The sequence below is a fragment of the Aeromonas sp. s6 genome (genome assembly GCF_040907815.1).
Lineage (GTDB): Bacteria > Pseudomonadota > Gammaproteobacteria > Enterobacterales > Aeromonadaceae > Aeromonas > Aeromonas caviae.
This window is the reverse complement of record NZ_JBFOCN010000032.1, coordinates 1-14904: the sequence shown is the minus strand read 5'-3', so window position 1 is coordinate 14904 and position 14904 is coordinate 1. Positions and strand designations below refer to the sequence as shown.

General features: G+C 59.1%; 17 protein-coding genes, 1 tRNA gene and 1 riboswitch. Of the genes, 11 read left to right on the top strand and 7 right to left on the bottom strand.

Annotated features, from left to right (window positions below; all coding sequences use genetic code 11):
- Positions 1-261 precede the first annotated feature (261 nt).
- Positions 262-720, top strand: a complete 459-nt coding sequence (locus tag AB5Y50_RS04710; protein ID WP_029313989.1) for a GNAT family N-acetyltransferase — start codon at positions 262-264, stop codon at positions 718-720.
- Between the two features lie 4 nt (positions 721-724).
- Here AB5Y50_RS04710 and AB5Y50_RS04705 read toward each other — a convergent pair whose 3' ends face one another.
- Positions 725-1267 (bottom strand): DUF1439 domain-containing protein, encoded by a 543-nt coding sequence (locus AB5Y50_RS04705; RefSeq protein WP_235663419.1) that lies wholly within the window; start codon positions 1265-1267, stop codon positions 725-727.
- A gap of 96 nt (positions 1268-1363) precedes the next feature.
- Between AB5Y50_RS04705 and cls the strand changes: the two genes are divergently transcribed.
- Both cls and AB5Y50_RS04695 read left to right on the top strand, forming a co-directional pair.
- Positions 1364-2845: a cardiolipin synthase gene (cls, locus tag AB5Y50_RS04700; RefSeq protein ID WP_010673520.1), complete on the top strand. Its 1482-nt coding sequence runs from the start codon at positions 1364-1366 to the stop codon at positions 2843-2845.
- 109 nt (positions 2846-2954) lie between these two features.
- A complete protein-coding gene (locus AB5Y50_RS04695) occupies positions 2955-4223 on the top strand; it encodes a DUF945 family protein (protein WP_323897749.1) in 1269 nt (422 codons plus the stop codon).
- A gap of 58 nt (positions 4224-4281) precedes the next feature.
- Here AB5Y50_RS04695 and purU read toward each other — a convergent pair whose 3' ends face one another.
- Positions 4282-5118, bottom strand: a complete 837-nt coding sequence (gene purU / locus AB5Y50_RS04690; protein ID WP_029313992.1) for a formyltetrahydrofolate deformylase — start codon at positions 5116-5118, stop codon at positions 4282-4284.
- Positions 5119-5324: 206 nt separating this feature from the next.
- Positions 5325-5479: riboswitch (FMN riboswitch) on the top strand.
- A 104-nt stretch (positions 5480-5583) separates the two neighbouring features.
- On the opposite strand from purU, the gene ribB reads away from it, so the two are divergent.
- The gene (gene ribB, locus AB5Y50_RS04685) at positions 5584-6237 is read left to right on the top strand and encodes a 3,4-dihydroxy-2-butanone-4-phosphate synthase (protein ID WP_043758934.1); all 654 of its coding nucleotides are present in this window, start codon (positions 5584-5586) and stop codon (positions 6235-6237) included.
- A gap of 225 nt (positions 6238-6462) precedes the next feature.
- Positions 6463-6705: an Lpp/OprI family alanine-zipper lipoprotein gene (locus AB5Y50_RS04680; RefSeq protein WP_010634682.1), complete on the top strand. Its 243-nt coding sequence runs from the start codon at positions 6463-6465 to the stop codon at positions 6703-6705.
- Positions 6706-6844: 139 nt separating this feature from the next.
- Here AB5Y50_RS04680 and AB5Y50_RS04675 read toward each other — a convergent pair whose 3' ends face one another.
- From AB5Y50_RS04675 to AB5Y50_RS04665, 3 genes are all read right to left on the bottom strand, one after another.
- On the bottom strand, positions 6845-7693 hold the full coding sequence (locus AB5Y50_RS04675) for a tetratricopeptide repeat protein (protein WP_180911139.1): 849 nt from the start codon (positions 7691-7693) through the stop codon (positions 6845-6847).
- On the bottom strand, positions 7690-8412 hold the full coding sequence (locus tag AB5Y50_RS04670) for a 4'-phosphopantetheinyl transferase superfamily protein (protein ID WP_042878780.1): 723 nt from the start codon (positions 8410-8412) through the stop codon (positions 7690-7692). Before AB5Y50_RS04670 ends, AB5Y50_RS04675 begins: the two co-directional genes overlap by 4 nt.
- A gap of 96 nt (positions 8413-8508) precedes the next feature.
- Positions 8509-8772, bottom strand: a complete 264-nt coding sequence (locus tag AB5Y50_RS04665) for a hypothetical protein (protein WP_162231332.1) — start codon at positions 8770-8772, stop codon at positions 8509-8511.
- Here AB5Y50_RS04665 and AB5Y50_RS04660 point away from each other — a divergent pair.
- The 3 genes from AB5Y50_RS04660 to AB5Y50_RS04650 all read left to right on the top strand — a co-directional run bounded on the left by AB5Y50_RS04660 (position 8690) and on the right by AB5Y50_RS04650 (position 11239).
- Positions 8690-9178 (top strand): C40 family peptidase, encoded by a 489-nt coding sequence (locus tag AB5Y50_RS04660; protein ID WP_010673526.1) that lies wholly within the window; start codon positions 8690-8692, stop codon positions 9176-9178. The genes AB5Y50_RS04665 and AB5Y50_RS04660 overlap by 83 nt on opposite strands.
- A gap of 151 nt (positions 9179-9329) precedes the next feature.
- The gene (gene rlmF, locus AB5Y50_RS04655; RefSeq protein WP_029313997.1) at positions 9330-10277 is read left to right on the top strand and encodes a 23S rRNA (adenine(1618)-N(6))-methyltransferase RlmF; all 948 of its coding nucleotides are present in this window, start codon (positions 9330-9332) and stop codon (positions 10275-10277) included.
- 236 nt (positions 10278-10513) lie between these two features.
- On the top strand, positions 10514-11239 hold the full coding sequence (locus AB5Y50_RS04650) for a MaoC family dehydratase (protein ID WP_010673529.1): 726 nt from the start codon (positions 10514-10516) through the stop codon (positions 11237-11239).
- 63 nt (positions 11240-11302) lie between these two features.
- Here AB5Y50_RS04650 and AB5Y50_RS04645 read toward each other — a convergent pair whose 3' ends face one another.
- Both AB5Y50_RS04645 and AB5Y50_RS04640 read right to left on the bottom strand, forming a co-directional pair.
- On the bottom strand, positions 11303-12286 hold the full coding sequence (locus AB5Y50_RS04645) for a DUF481 domain-containing protein (protein ID WP_180907319.1): 984 nt from the start codon (positions 12284-12286) through the stop codon (positions 11303-11305).
- Positions 12287-12308: 22 nt separating this feature from the next.
- Complete coding sequence (locus AB5Y50_RS04640) at positions 12309-13226, bottom strand: L,D-transpeptidase family protein (protein ID WP_043152447.1); 918 nt, start codon at positions 13224-13226, stop codon at positions 12309-12311.
- A gap of 340 nt (positions 13227-13566) precedes the next feature.
- Between AB5Y50_RS04640 and AB5Y50_RS04635 the strand changes: the two genes are divergently transcribed.
- From AB5Y50_RS04635 to AB5Y50_RS04625, 3 genes are all read left to right on the top strand, one after another.
- A tRNA-Ser gene (locus AB5Y50_RS04635) sits at positions 13567-13656 on the top strand.
- 261 nt (positions 13657-13917) lie between these two features.
- Positions 13918-14313 carry a hypothetical protein gene (locus tag AB5Y50_RS04630; RefSeq protein WP_010673532.1) on the top strand — a complete coding sequence of 132 codons (396 nt, stop codon included), beginning with the start codon at positions 13918-13920 and terminating at the stop codon, positions 14311-14313.
- A 28-nt stretch (positions 14314-14341) separates the two neighbouring features.
- Complete coding sequence (locus AB5Y50_RS04625) at positions 14342-14809, top strand: hypothetical protein (protein ID WP_368162422.1); 468 nt, start codon at positions 14342-14344, stop codon at positions 14807-14809.
- Positions 14810-14904: the final 95 nt, after the last annotated feature.

Sequence of the window (14904 nt, the reverse complement as noted above, 5' to 3'; positions counted from 1 at the left end):
GCGCAGAACAAGTGCCCGTGAACAGGGGAGGCTGGAAATGTGATGGCAGAGGGACGTCCCACCTGAGTGCTCACTCAGGACAAGGGGCGCGGCTCATGGCGTCAAGGGGCGGATGATCGCAACCTCGTCTTTTCCATCGAGTTATTGGCTTTTTTGTAAGTTAAAGGCGTGTTATCTTGCTGTTGCTCCACTCTGGTCTGATCTCTTCGTGGAGCCAGCGAGCGAGCAGGAGAGGGCCGGTATGGCCAGAGCGAAATGGGCATGACAAGCAGGCGAGCGATGGAGCTCAGATTCGAAGAGTACTGTGATGCGGATCTTTCCCTCATCAGAGACTATTACGAGACGACGTTTTCCCACTATGTGCCGGATTTGGCAGAACGGATTTTTGTGGTCCGTGACGCGCACTGGCTGGTGGGGGCTGTGCGCCTGCGCGATGAACAGGATTATTACCACTTGTGCGGCTTTCGTCTGCTCCCTCACTACCAGTCCCTGGGGCTGGGATCCCGCTTGTTGCAGCATGCCTGCCGCGATCTTTCCGACAAGCCCGTGATCTGTCACGCCCTGCCGTTCGAGAAACCCTTCTACCTCAAGGCGGGATTTGACCACCTTCCCCTGCATGAACTCGACGGGCCCCTCCACTCTCTCTATCACCAGCAGCACGAACAGGGTTACCAGATCGAGCTGCTGGTGCGTCAGGCGAAGGCGCCTGTTTTCAACTGACGTCTTATTGGGGTTTGGTCAGCAGGTGGATCTTGCCTGGTGACAGCTCCAGCCCCAGCAGATTTTCCTTGAGCCAGGCCTGATTGGGATCTTTGTCATCCAGCTTGTAGACAGGCTGGGTCTCCAGCCGTTTCTCCATGCTCTGCAGCAGCATCCTCAGCATGAAACCAAACTTCTGTTCCGCCGCGGCAGGCTCCAGCTTGTAATCGATGAGCTTCATGTTGTCGAGGAAGAGCGCACTCCTGGCCTTGTCGTAGCGGGGCCTCGCCTCATAGGTCATGTTGAGGCGCGCGTCGTACTCGGTCTGATCCGGGAGCGCGATTTTCAACTTGCCTTTGCCAAACACCCTGGCGGTATCCGGGCTCTGGCGACCAATCTGCACATCGCTCTGCTCGAGTAGCACATGGGCCTTGATGATGCCGGGCAATTCCAGCTGTTTGTCCACTTGCACCTGGGACTGCAGGTACTGATTTATCTGCTGCTCATTGATGTCATATGAGCCTTGACCTAGCATGGCCAGACTCAGCAGCATAGATTGCAGGATCATGCTAACGACCTGATAGAATGGGTGTGCCCCATAGCATACCATCCCGACCCTGTGGGGTCTGCACGTGCCATCTGTCCAATACACCAAGGAGTCGCCTTGCTCGACGGTCTGGAATACGACATTCAGTTGCTGTTTTCCCGCTTTCTCGGCTGGTTGTTGCTGTTGTTTCACACCGTGATCGTGGCTGGGATCTCCCTGCGGGTGGTGATGAAGCGACGTCCCATCGGGGTATCCCTCGCCTGGTTGGCCCTCATCTATGCCATCCCCTTCGCCGGGGTCGGTTTCTACGTGCTGTTTGGCGAGATACGCCTCGGTCGCAAGCGGGCGGAGCGGGCCCAGGCCATGTACCGTCCTTACGCCATCTGGATCCGCCAGCTCGCGCGCCTCTTCCCCCAGCACTGCTGCGAGGTGGGAAGCAAGGCACGCCCGCTCCACGATCTGATCCAGGGGCGCTTGGCCATGCCCATGCTCTCGGGCAACCGGATGACCCTGCTGCACAAGCCGAAGAGCATCGTAGAGGAGATAGTGCGCGACATCCGGGGCTCCTCCCAATCCTGTTATCTGGAGTTCTACATCTGGCACCCCGGCGGGGATGTGGACGAGGTGTGCGAGGCGTTGATGGAGGTGGCGGCACGCGGCGTGGATTGTCGTGTCTTGCTCGACTCCATCGGCAGCAAGACCTTCTTCCGCTCCTCCTGGCCCAAAACCTTGCGCGCCGCCGGCGTTAAAGTCGTGGAAGTGTTGCCGGTCGGCGCCTGGCGTATCCCGTTTCAGCGCCAGGACTTGCGCATGCACCGCAAGCTGGTGGTGATCGATGACAAGGTTGGTTACACCGGCTCCATGAACATGGTGGATCCCCGTTTCTTCAAGCAGGATGCCGGGGTCGGCCAGTGGGTCGACATCATGATCCGGGTGCAGGGCCCCGTGGTGCCGTTGATGTGGTCCACCTTCGTCTGGGACTGGGAGATGGAGACCGGCGAACGGCTGCTCGACAGTCTGCAACATGAGCCGGAAGCCTGGCCACAGACCAACTATCGGGCCCAGCTCATTCCCTCAGGCCCCTTCGTCGGCGGTGACTGCATCCAGCAGAGCCTGCTGCTCGCCATCTACCAGGCTCGTCACCATCTGGTGCTGACCACCCCCTATTTCGTGCCGGACGATCCGCTGGCTGCGGCCCTCTCTTCGGCGGCGGCCCGCGGCGTGCTGGTGCAGTTAGTTCTGCCTGCACGCAACGACTCCCTGATGGCCAACCACGCCAGCAACTCTTTCATGGAGGATCTGCTGGCGGCAGGAGTGGAGATATACCGCTATGATGCCGGACTGCTGCACACCAAGAGCGTGCTGGTGGACGATGATTTCGCCCTGGTGGGCACGGTCAACCTCGACCGGCGCAGTCTCTGGCTCAATTTCGAGATCACCCTGCTCATCGACAACCCGGTGTTTGTCGCCGAGATGAACCAGCTGGTGCAGGGCTACATGCTGGAGGCGACCCCCATGTCACTGACCAGGTGGCGTGCCCGCCCCTGGTACAAAAAATTGCTTGAGAACATCTTCTACCTGTTCAGCCCCCTGCTGTGACAGCCAGAGCGTGGGCCCCAAGCCGTTGTCTGGCTTGTGTTGATGCCCATCCTCCCCGTAGAGTGCGCCCATGCACCCGCCATTGAACCATTGTGGAGAAACAGAACTGATGAAGAAAAAAGTGGCCTTGGCCGTCGGAGCCGTGTTGGTGGTGGGAGGGCTTGGCGCCTGCTGGTACACGGGCAATACGTTCGACCGGATCCTGGCCGAGCAGATCGCCAGGGCGCAGCAGGAGAGCGGGATCGAAGTCACCTGGAGCCCAGAGACGGAGAATCTGTTTACCCGCGACGGCGTGCTCAAGGTGGTGGTGCCGCCCCAGACGCTGGCGAGTTTTGATCCCCAACTGGCGGGAAGCGAACCCATCGAGATGCAGTTCGCGTTCAACAGCCGCCTGTTGCCGCTCTATATCAAGAGTCACCTCCAGCTTGATACCGCACAGGGCACGCTGGCGCCCATCCTGACCTCTCTGGGGATGCAGCAGTGGCAACTGGGGGCAGAATCGGCGAGCAGCCTCTGGACCATGAGCAACAGCTCCCGCTTCTGGGTGAGTGACTTCAAGGTCAAGGAGGGGCTCAACGAGTTCACCTTCCTGCCCCTGAACGGCGACTATCGTGGGGATCTCGACGGCAATGGCCATCTCACCGCCCACTGGCTGGGGATGACGGTCCACGATGCCCAGAGCAAGACAGATCTGGCCTTGGCGGATCTCAAGGGCAGTGCCGACATGGCCGAGATCAGCGGCCTCTGGCTCTCTCCCCGCAGCGATGCGACCCTCACGGCCTTCTCCCTGACCCAGCCGGGGAACGTCAAGATCACGCTGGAGGGGCTGACCACGGCCACCGAGCTGGCGGGGGACGATCTTCAGACGCTCTCCACTCGCTATCAGATGAAGGTGGCGACCCTCAACATGGAGAGCGAGGAAGACCGGCTCGCGCTGACCCAGGGAAATCTGGATCTCTCCCTCAAGGGGCTGGATCTCGAGGGGTATCAGACGCTGCAGGAGGCCAGCAGCAAACGGGTGGACGAAGCGGCCATCCAGGAAGCGCTGGACAAGATGCTCCAGAGAGGGGCCACGCTGGAACTGGCGGATCTGAGTGCGCGATTGAACGGTGAGCCTGTCCGCCTGCAAGGGGAGGCCAAGCTGGCGCCCACCACCCTGGCACAGTTGATGGGCAGCGAGGAGGGGATGCAGGCACTCTCCGGTCTGCTGCATGCCCACCTTGGGGAGAAGCTGGGCCAGGCCGTTCCCCAGTTGGCCCCCATGCTGGAGCAATTCACTGCCATGGGATATCTGAAGGCGCAGGAGTCACAGCTTCAGGCCGAGCTCAAGCTCGACAAAGGGGCCGTGACCGTCAATGGTCTGCCGCTGCACCCGTGAGTGCCGCGCAATGAAAAGGCTCCCTCGGGAGCCTTTTTTCTGGGGGGCGCGCAACCGCTTATTTGAACACGACGGTCTTGTTGCCGTAGACGAAGACCCGCTCGTTCAGCACCAGTTCCAGCGCCCGGCTCAGCACGGATTTCTCCACGTCGCGTCCGGCCTTGGCCATGTCATCGGCACTGAAGGTGTGATCGACGTGGATCACGTCCTGCTCGACGATGGGGCCTTCATCCAGATCGTCGGTGACGAAGTGGGCGGTGGCACCAATCAGCTTGACCCCGCGGTCGAAGGCCTGACGATAGGGGCGGGCGCCGATGAAGGCAGGCAGGAAGGAGTGGTGGATATTGATGATCTTGCGCGGATAGGCTTCCACGAAGCTTGGGGTCAGCACACGCATGTATTTGGCCAGGATGACGTAATCCGGCTGGTAGCCATCGATGAGCGTGCGCACTTGCTCCTCATGCTCGGTGCGGCTCAGATCCTCGTGGCTCACGCAGTGGAAGGGGATGTCGAACTTGCCGGTCAGCTCGGCGAGGGTGTCGTAGTTGCCGATGACCGCGACGATGTCCATGTCCAGGGCGCCGGCATAGTTCTTCATCAGGATGTCGCCGAGGCAGTGGGTCTCCTTGGTCACCAGGATGACGATGCGCTTCTTGCCCGCCTTGACGAGACGACGCTGGGCGCCGGCAGGCAGGGCATCGTCGAGGTCGGCCAGCAGGGTCTCGTCGTTGAAGCGCCCTTCCAGCTCGGTGCGCATGAAGAAGCGGCCGTTTTCGTGATCCACGAACTCGTCGTTCTTGTTGATGTTGAGCTGGTGCTTGTAGCAGATGTTGGTGATCTTGGCGATGAGTCCCTTGGCGTCGGGGCAATCGGTCAGCAGTATTTTCTTTTCCATCTCTGTCATGATTCCGTTGGTGTTGTTGGCGCCCAGTCTGCGCGGGCAGCACGTTTTTTTGGCACTATGCCACAAACAAAATCAGAAAAGACAGCGTGCCGTGCATCGGCGTGACCGGCTGGCGGAGGCGGGCCGCCGAGGGCAAGCGTTTGTCGTTGATGGGTTTTGGACTGGCATCCTGCGGCGATTTTCTTTAGGCTGTCTGCGCTTATTCTCAGGGCGGGGTGAAATTCCCCACCGGCGGTATCCCGATATGACTCGGGGAGCCCGCGAGCGCCCGACCCGGTTTGACCGGGCGGGGTCAGCAGATCCGGTGAGATGCCGGAGCCGACGGTCACAGTCCGGATGAAAGAGGATAAGACAGATATTGCTGGCAAGCCCCCTGTGGGCCGGCCGCTGCATGCCTATCTCTGTCTACCTTTCCATGCCCTGATTCTGGTCCTTGTCTTTTTTAGGAGTCTTACCATGAATCAGTCTCTGCTCAGTGAATTCGGTGATCCCATTGCTCGCGTCGAGGCCGCGCTGGCCGCACTGCGTGCCGGCCAGGGTGTGCTGGTGGCCGACGATGAAGATCGTGAGAATGAGGGTGACCTCATCTTCGCCGCAGAATCCATGACCAATGAACAGATGGCCATGATGATCCGCGAGTGTTCCGGCATCGTCTGCCTCTGCCTGACCGACGAGCGGGTTCGCCAGCTCGAGCTGCCGATGATGGTGGAGGCCAACTCCAGCCACTACCAGACCGCCTTCACCGTGACCATCGAAGCGGCGCAGGGGGTGACCACCGGGGTGTCCGCCGCCGATCGCATCACCACCATACGTGCCGCCATCGCCGACGGGGCCAGACCGTCCGACCTGCATCGCCCCGGCCATGTCTTCCCGCTGCGTGCCCGTACCGGGGGCGTGCTGACCCGTCGCGGTCACACCGAAGCCACGGTCGATCTGATGCAGCTCGCCGGGCTCAAACCTTACGGCGTGCTGTGCGAGCTGACCAGGGAGGATGGCTCCATGGCCAGGTTGCCGGACCTGGTGGCCTTCGGTCGCCAGCACCAGATGCCGGTGCTGACCATCGAGGATCTGGTGCAATATCGTCAATTGCTGTCAGAGCGTTCAGCCTGAGCCTCATACGAAATTGTAATAAGCCGAAATTTTGGTTACGCTTTGCACGAACCTCATCCGGAGACACTCTTTTTTGATTAAAGTTTGCGCATAAAGTGTGCAACTAAAAAAAAATGAGGGTTTTAACGCATTTATCTGTGATGGGGCCTATCCAAAGTATGATTTTTTTGTGCCATAATCACGCCGCTTGCTAAACGTCTGGCGAGTTAAAGGGAGCTTTTAAAAATGAAAAAAATGTTGTTGGTAGGTGTTGTTGGTCTGTCCGCTCTGCTGGGCGGTTGTGCAAACACCAGCGAACTGGAAACTTCCGTTCAGAATCTGTCTAACAAAGTTGACCAACTGGCTCAAGATGTTAGCGCTGTTCGTGCTGATCAGTCCAAGATCGCTGCTGATGTTGCAGAAGCCAAGCAAGAAGCTATGCGTGCTAACCAGCGCATCGACAACATGGCTACTTCCTACAAGAAGTAATCCATGCGAAAAAATGGCGCATTTCAATGCGCCATTTTTTTTGCCTGAAATTCATCAAATTACCGCGTTTCCCCGCTGAAACCCGCCTGACAAGGCAATGCCGACGAATCGGCATCCCCTCTTCTGATTTTCCTGTCGCTCAATAGAGCAGGCTGTAGAGCTTGCGACGATAACTCTGCGCCGCCGGGTGCGCGCCCATGGTTGCCAGCACATCGAGATAGATCTTCTTGGCATCGCCAAGGGCGAGATCACGTTTGAGTATGGTGAACAACAGGGCCAATGCCTCTTCCTGTCGACCAACCTGGCTGTAGAGCACCGCCAGCTCCTGGGCGAGGGCATGATCATCCGGCTGTTCAGCGTGGCGCAGCTCCAGGGCGCGCAGCTCAGGGCTGTCGCTGGCCTGCAGCGCCAGTGAGAGGCGGGAGCTCAGGGTCTGGTAATGATCATCCTGTGCCACCATGGGGATGGTCGAGAGCAGGCTCTGCGCCTCGTCAAGGAGATTGAGATCCAGCGCCGCCTGTATCAGCCAGAGCGTGATGTCGTGACGCTCGGGGGCGAGGCGATGGGCCTGGCCAAGATGGGTGTGCGCCACATCGGCTTGCCCGTTCTCCAGCGCCTGCTTTGCCTGATCGAGCAGCAACTCCTCCTCTTTGGGGGCAAAGGCGGCGAAATACTGGCGCAATGTGGCTTCATCCTGCGGCCCTTCCAGAATGGCCTGCTCATCCGGACGTCCCTGATGGAACAGCACCAGGGCGGGTAACGCGCGCAGGGCCAGCTGGCTCGCCAGCGGCTGCAGCTGGGGATCGTTCATATCGACTTTGGCCAAGGTGACGCCAGGATTGGCCTGACCAACCAGGGCTTCCACCAGGGGGGTCATGGCCTGACACTCCGGCATCTGCGGGGCGTGGAAGTAGATGACGACCGGCTTTTTCAGGGATGCATCGATCAGTTCGGCGTGAAAATTCTGGGGAGTGATGTCGACGATCATGAGGCTGACTCTCGGAAAATGGTGTGGATCAACATGGGGTCCAGCGGAGTGGATTTCAAGCTCCCGTCCAGCAGATAGGCATCGACCTGGCGGGTCGGGGCGGCGAGGCTGAGCCATCCTCTGCCAATGGGCCAATCGCTCACTTCATAGATGCGGGTATCGAGCAGGTTCTCCAGCCGCCACCCTTGCTCCGGCAAGAAGCAGACCTTCTCCAGCCCGGCGGCGATGCCGGCGCCGTGGGCCTTGAGCACCGCCTCCTTGCGCGACCACAGCCGATAGAAGGCCGAGTCCTGCTCCTGCACTGGCAGGGTGCGCAGCCACAGGTATTCCCCGGGGGCATAGAAACGCTCTGCCAGGGGCAGTATGGGGCGGCGGCGCAGGCCCATTTCGATATCCACGCCGAGGGGACCCTCCCGACAGAGGGCGAGCACCAACCAGTCACCGCTGTGGCTGAGGTTGAACTGCCAGTGGTGGTTGCACAGCATCGGCTTGCCATGCTCGCCGATGTGAAAGGCCAGAGAGCCGGCAGGGCAGTGGAGGCGTTCGGCCAGCAGGCGGCGAAGCAACACGCGTCCCAGCAGATACTCGCGCTGGCGGCCGGGTTGGCGGATCTCGTGCCAGTGGCGGTATTCCTCCGGGGAGAGCCCGGATGACAGCCCGATCAGCTGTTCAGTATCGACGAGCGCGGTATTTAACAAATAGAGATCCGCAGAAAGCATAATATTTCACTTAAAAATGGGGTCGAAGTAGCGATAACAATCCGTTTGGAGAGGCCGAAACCGATGCTTTCAAGATTGTATATTGTTTGGCCATGATCACATAAATTGCGCTAAACAGAGCATTTCCTTGCAAAAATGTGAGTTCGATTGGGATTTTCGCTTGCCTCGATAGAATTCTTGGATATAGTCGGGTGCTGTTGCCTTATAAATTGCCCTGTCGGGCTGCATTTTAACAAGTTTCACTCTTTTTTGCGGGGATAAAGGATTGCGCCACCTGATGCTACTGCTGGTCGCGCTCGGAATGGTAGGTTGTGCTTCGGCACCCCAACCCGAGGTCGCGAGCAAGATCGAGGTTTCCATGATGGAACCCGTGATTGAACCCGAAGTTTCGCCTACCCCGGATGTCAACGAAATCCTGACCGTATACAAAGAGTGGCGTGGTACCCCCTATCGTTATGGCGGTACCACAGAACGAGGTATCGATTGCTCGGCGTTTACCCGTGAAGTGTTCCGCAATGCCATCGGCATCGAATTGCCCCGCGATACCCGCTCCCAGGTCCACGAAGGCTCTCGCGTCTCCAAGCAGGATCTGGTCGAGGGGGACCTGGTCTTCTTCAAGATCAACCCGCGTCTGAACCATGTCGGCATCTATGTCGGCAACGGTGAATTCATCCATGTCTCCTTCCGTGCCGGCGTCACGCGCTCCAAGCTCGACAATGTGTATTGGCGCAACAAGTTCTGGCAGGCACGCCGGATCGATATCTGAGTCAGGCTGGACAAACGGCTCGCAGTACGGACTGTTTTTCCAACCTCACTTGAACCGGACCCTCAGGGTCCGGTTTTTTTATGGCCCTCTTTTAGACTTTCCCTGGCCGACTCTCTATAGTGTGGCCCCCTTGATCCTCGGCAGGTCCAGCATGACACCCCAGCAGAAAACCGGATTGCACCCGCGCAATCGCCATCAGGCCCCCTACGACTTTGACGCGCTCTGCCTGCGTACCCCGGCGCTGTCGCCTTTCGTGTTCGTCAACGAGCACGGCACCCGGACCCTGGATTTCGCCGATCCGGCCGCCGTCAAGGCGCTCAACCGGGCGCTGCTGGCGCTGCACTATGGCATCGAACACTGGGATCTGCCGCCTGGCTACCTCTGCCCGCCCATCCCGGGGCGGGTCGATTATCTGCACCGCGTCGCGGATCTGCTGGCGGAGAGCGCGGGATGCGTACCGACGGGCAAGCAGGTTCGAGTGCTGGATGTCGGTGTCGGGGCCAACTGCATCTATCCCTTGCTGGGCGCCCGGGAGTATGGCTGGCGCTTCGTGGGCTCAGACATCGATCCTGTGTCGGTGAAGGCGGCAACCCTGCTGGCCACCAGCAATGGATTGGGCAACCAGATCACATGCCGTCATCAGGGTAACCCCAAGCATGTCTTTCGCGGGATCCTGGGGCCGAAGGAGCACTTTGCCCTGACTCTGTGCAACCCGCCGTTTCATGCTTCTCTGGCGGAAGCGAGCAAGGGGACGGAGCGCAAGCTGCGCAACCTGGGCAAGGGCCAGGCAGTGGCCGGGGCGCCCGTGCTCAATTTCGGCGGTCAGAAGGCTGAGCTCTGGTGCGAGGGGGGCGAGGCGGCGTTTCTGGCGGCCATGATAGAGCAGAGCAAGGAGTTTGCCAGCCAATGCCTCTGGTTCAGCTCGCTGGTGTCGAAAAAGGAAAATCTGCCTGCCGCACGAAAGGCGCTGGCTCGGGTGGGGGCGCGGGAGGTTCGCGTGCTCGACATGGCGCAAGGCAACAAGGTGAGCCGGATCCTCGCCTGGAGTTTCCTGGACGATGAGCAGCGCAAGAGCTGGTGGACCGCCCAGGGGAGATGATCGAGGACGGGGCTCAGTGGCGACACGGGCCCCGTCTCTTTTTCAGCTCAGATGTTGATTCGTTTGCAGCCTTACATTCAATCGTTTTCCTGCCCGTGTTTGCTCGCATGTTAGTGACCACTTTCGCGCCTGGTACAGGTGTACGCCGAGATTTTTTTGTACTTGCTGATGAAACTTTCATAAAATAGGACTGGTTAGACCTCTTTACAGGCTTTGAATCGAATAGGGATCGGTAAATGAAAGTTGTCGATTTTCTGAAGCACAAGCGCGAAATTCTGGCGCAACACCCCTTTGAGCTCAAGGATTGGCTCTCTCCGGCGATCCGCGACTACTGGCGTGAGTTTCAGCAAAAGGCACACCTTCACCCCTTGCTGGGAAGAGTGCTGGATCTGCAGGGGGAGTCCCAGGATGCCCGCCAGCAAGAGGCTGCCAGAGTCACCCAGGTAGCGAATGGCCAGCCTGCCCTGGCGCAGGATCCCGTGGTGGAGCTCGAAGGCGAAGCGGCGGCACTCTATGCCGAGTTGCAGACCCGCATCGGTGAAGAGACCCATGTGGGCGAGTGGTTGCAGGTCACCCAGGCGTTGATCAACCAGTTCGCGACCGTGACCGGCGATCATCAGTGGATCCACACCGATCCCGAGCGTGCGGCAGCCGAGTCTCCTTTCAAGACCACCATTGCCCACGGCTTCCTGACTCTGGCCCTGCTGCCCCAGTTGACCGGTTCGGTGGACGAGAGCACGCCGGAGTTCCCGACAGCTCGCATGGTGGTGAATTTCGGCCTGGAGCAGGTCCGCTTCCCTTACCCCATCAAGGTGGACAGCAATATCCGCGCCCGTACCAAGCTGTCGCGTGTCACGCCCATCAAGGGGGGCATCGAGCTCCTCAAGGAAATCAAGATAGAGATCGAGGGGATCCGCCGCCCTGGCTGCGTCATCGAGTCGGTCACCCGGATCTATTTCTGACGCGCTCGTCTTGCGTCCATGAACACAGGCCCACTTCGGTGGGCCTGTGTCGTTTCTGGCGGGTCAGAAACTCGCTCCCAGGGTGATGAGGTGACGCCACTCCTTCTCGCTCACATCCCTGTGCAGGCCGTGGTAGTCGAGCCAGGCATCGTCCCAATCCAGTTCGCTTGACCAGGAGAGGCGCAGGTGATCGTTGAAATAGTACCTGAGGCCCAGGCTGCCGCTGACGGACTGCTTTCTGGTCAGGTAGGGGGAGGGTTGATCGACGAATTTTTCATAACTGCCCTTGCCAAACAGCTCGAATTTTTCTTCCCAGAGGGTCCAGGGCTGCCGGTAGTCCCACCCCAGGCTGACGAAGGGATAATTGATGATCCTGTCGTCAAACAGGTCGGAATTGCTCCACACCTCCGGCCTGAAATAGGCCCGTTCCAGACCGAGCTGTGTAATGAGCTCCAGCCGGCGTTGCCTGTCATTCCAGAAGCGGTAGCCGGGGCCGGAAGCATAGTCAATCTCCAGATAACCGGCATCGATCATGTTGTAATCGATGTCGACGGAAGAGCGCAGGAACCAGTGATCGTCGAAGAAGAAGTCGAGCTTGGGTTTGAGCTTGTATTCGTGGCTGTCGGTGATGTTGTTCGCCGTTTCGTAGATGTACTCGCCATCCAGGCTGTAACGCCAGTCCAGATTGGCAAACTCGGTGGAGACCTTGAGATTGACGTTGTTGGTCTTCTTGGTGTTCTCCTTGAGCTTGATGTTGAGATCCCCGTTCCCCGTCAGCAGCCAGGCATTGGCCTCGTCAGGAGAGTCCAGCAGGGGGATCCCCGTCTTGGTGAGCGGCTTGGGTTTCTCCTGCTTGTCCAGACGCCATCGTTTGATGGCGTGGCGCGGGACCGTCATGGCCTGACTGTAGGCGGGCTTGATGCGGATCTGCTCGTCCGTGATCTCCTCTATGGTCCCGCTCAGACGATCGCCGTTGCGCATCCAGAGGATGTCCGCCATCGCCGCGGAGCTAGGCAGCAGAAGCAACAGGCAAACCACATGACTGATTCTGTTCATGGTGGTCAGGCCTTCAGCCGCTCACGGGCTTGGGCAGCCCGCTCTTGTGCTCGAGCAGGGCGGTCACCCGGGCACTGTCGATGTCGGGGGCAGCGATGAACTGCTCGGCTTCGGGGGAGAGCACCAGCGGCGCCCCCTGTGCCATCTCCGCTTCGGTGCGGGAGAGGGGGGAGTGTACCTCCAGCCAGCGACGACCGTCGGGTTCCACCGCCATCTTGACCGGCTGGTTGATGACACGGACCGGGGTGCCGACGGGAACAAGACCAAACAGGGTTTCGATGTCATCCGGGCGCAGCCGGATACAACCCGCGCTGACTCGCAGACCGACCCCGAAATCCTTGTTGGTGCCGTGGATGAGGTAGTCCTTGTTGCCATAGCCAAGACGCATGGCGAACTTGCCGAGGGGATTGTCGGGGCCGGGGGGGACCACGGCGGGCAGATCGATCCCCTTCTGCTCCAGCCAGGACTTGCGGACCATGGGGCCGGGCACCCAGGTCGGGTTGGGATTTTTCGCAATGACGGTGGTGGTCATCTCCGGCGTCTCGCGGCCGATGTCACCGATCCCGATGGGCAGCACAATCACCTCCTGCTTGCCCTTGGGGAAGTAGTAGAGGCGAAGTTCAGGCAGGTTGATGACGATGCCTTCTCGCGGCACGTCGGGCAGCAGCATCTGGGTCGGCAGAGTGAGCCGGGTGCCCGGGGTGGGCAGATAGGGGTCTACGCCGGGATTGGCTTCGAGCAGTGCCAGAAAGCCTGTCCGGGTATGCTTGCCGACCAGTTCCAGATGATCGCCAGGCTGTACGATGTAATCTTCCAGGGCGCCGATGAGACGGCTGTCCGCTGGCGGCAGGGGATAGGTGTTGGACCAGACAGGTGCGGCCCAGAGGCTGGCGGCGGCCAGCAGCAGTGAGACGATACGAGTGTTGAGCATGGTTGTTCCTATCGGCTGGGGCGAGGGACGGGTTCCCTTCCAAAAAATGAGCAGAGATTGTCAACGAATCCCGCGGGGATTACCAGTCCGGCACCATGACTGCCGGGAGGGCGGTGGCGAGCGCGTCACAGGGTGTCACTGGCCCATCAGGCTCGCCGTATTCGCCCGCCCGGAACCGGGCACAAAGTGGAGGCCGTGAGTGGGGAGGCGCTGCCGGGTGAACGTCACTGGCGTTGGGAGGGGCGGGATCACCGGATGGCGGTTTTATCGCCAGTCGTCTGATCTGCAACGAGATTTACATTGATTTCCCGGCTAGGGTTGGGTCAATATGAGTGCCCGTGGAGAGATGCCGGAGTGGCCGAACGGGATTGACTCGAAATCAATTGTGGCAGCAATGCCACCCAGGGTTCGAATCCCTGTCTCTCCGCCACATACTAAGCCCAACCTATTGAATAGGTTGGGTTTTTTAATTTATGTCAGTTTTCAGTATGCCATTGGGTATGCCATTACATGTTGGCTGAGGTTACACAACTCTGGCTTTCTTTGGACAGGAGCAAGGGCAAGTCCCTGTTGCGATAAGATAAAGAATCGTGGGACGGGTAATGTTAGTCTGAAGTTCTCAGTTCCCTCACCAGTGAGAGCCGGAGACTCTATGTCGCGTCGCTCAACATCCACACAACGGCTATTGTCCATGATACTGATAGCCCTCTGCCCATGTTCGGTACATGCAGCCGACTGCACCTATCGCAAGGACAGCCTCGGCAATACCCGCTACCAGTGTGACGATAGCAAGAGTGGTACCCTGCGCAAGGACAGTCTCGGCAACGTCAGGGACTCGCAAAGCGGCACCACTTGGCGCAAAGACTCCCTCGGCAATGTTCGCAGCAGCGAAGGTACTACCTACCGCAAAGACAGTTTGGGCAATGTGCGTGTCAGCAATCCGGGCTCTGGCGAGACGGTTACCTGGCGCAAGGATAGCCTCGGCAATCTCCGTGCTTCTGATGGCACCGTCTGTCGTGCTGACTCCCTGGGCACGCTGCGCTGTGATGGCAATCGCACGCCTCCTACTGTGCTTCAGGCCAAATGAGGATTCAAAACTAAGGAAGGACTCGACAATGTGGTTGTTCACCAAATTCGGTTTTTTTTCCATCGTTCAGAAAGATCAGGATGGCACTCTCACCATTCGCAGTCACACCAAGGGCGATCTTGATCGTCTGCGTAATCACTACTTGCCTTCACTATCCCCTTCCAGAGCACAGTCGGAAACCGACTACCCCTGGCGGGCTAACGCAAGCGCTGCGGCCCTGAAGGAGGCGATGAGCACCATAGTGCAAGAGATTGATTACTCGAATTTCAAGAGCGAGGTCGGGCTTAGCACCGGCCATGCTCGTGCCAAACGTTACAGTAAGGTCTGGTCAGCAATGTACGACATGCCTGAAGACCTACTTGAACCCCATGCGACCGATTTCGAGGGGTTACCCTGGTCGTCCCCCAGTTCGACTAGGGGGAACCGCAGAATTCGGAAAAAATCGTACGCTAAGCTAAGGAAGGTGCGAATAAGCGGGGAAATTCTTCTCGGCTGACTCAGTCATTTCATTTCTTCATGTTTGAGCCGATTTTTTCTCCCGTAAATGCCTTGAATCAGCCTATTTAGACCGTTTCTTCGCCATTTAAGGCG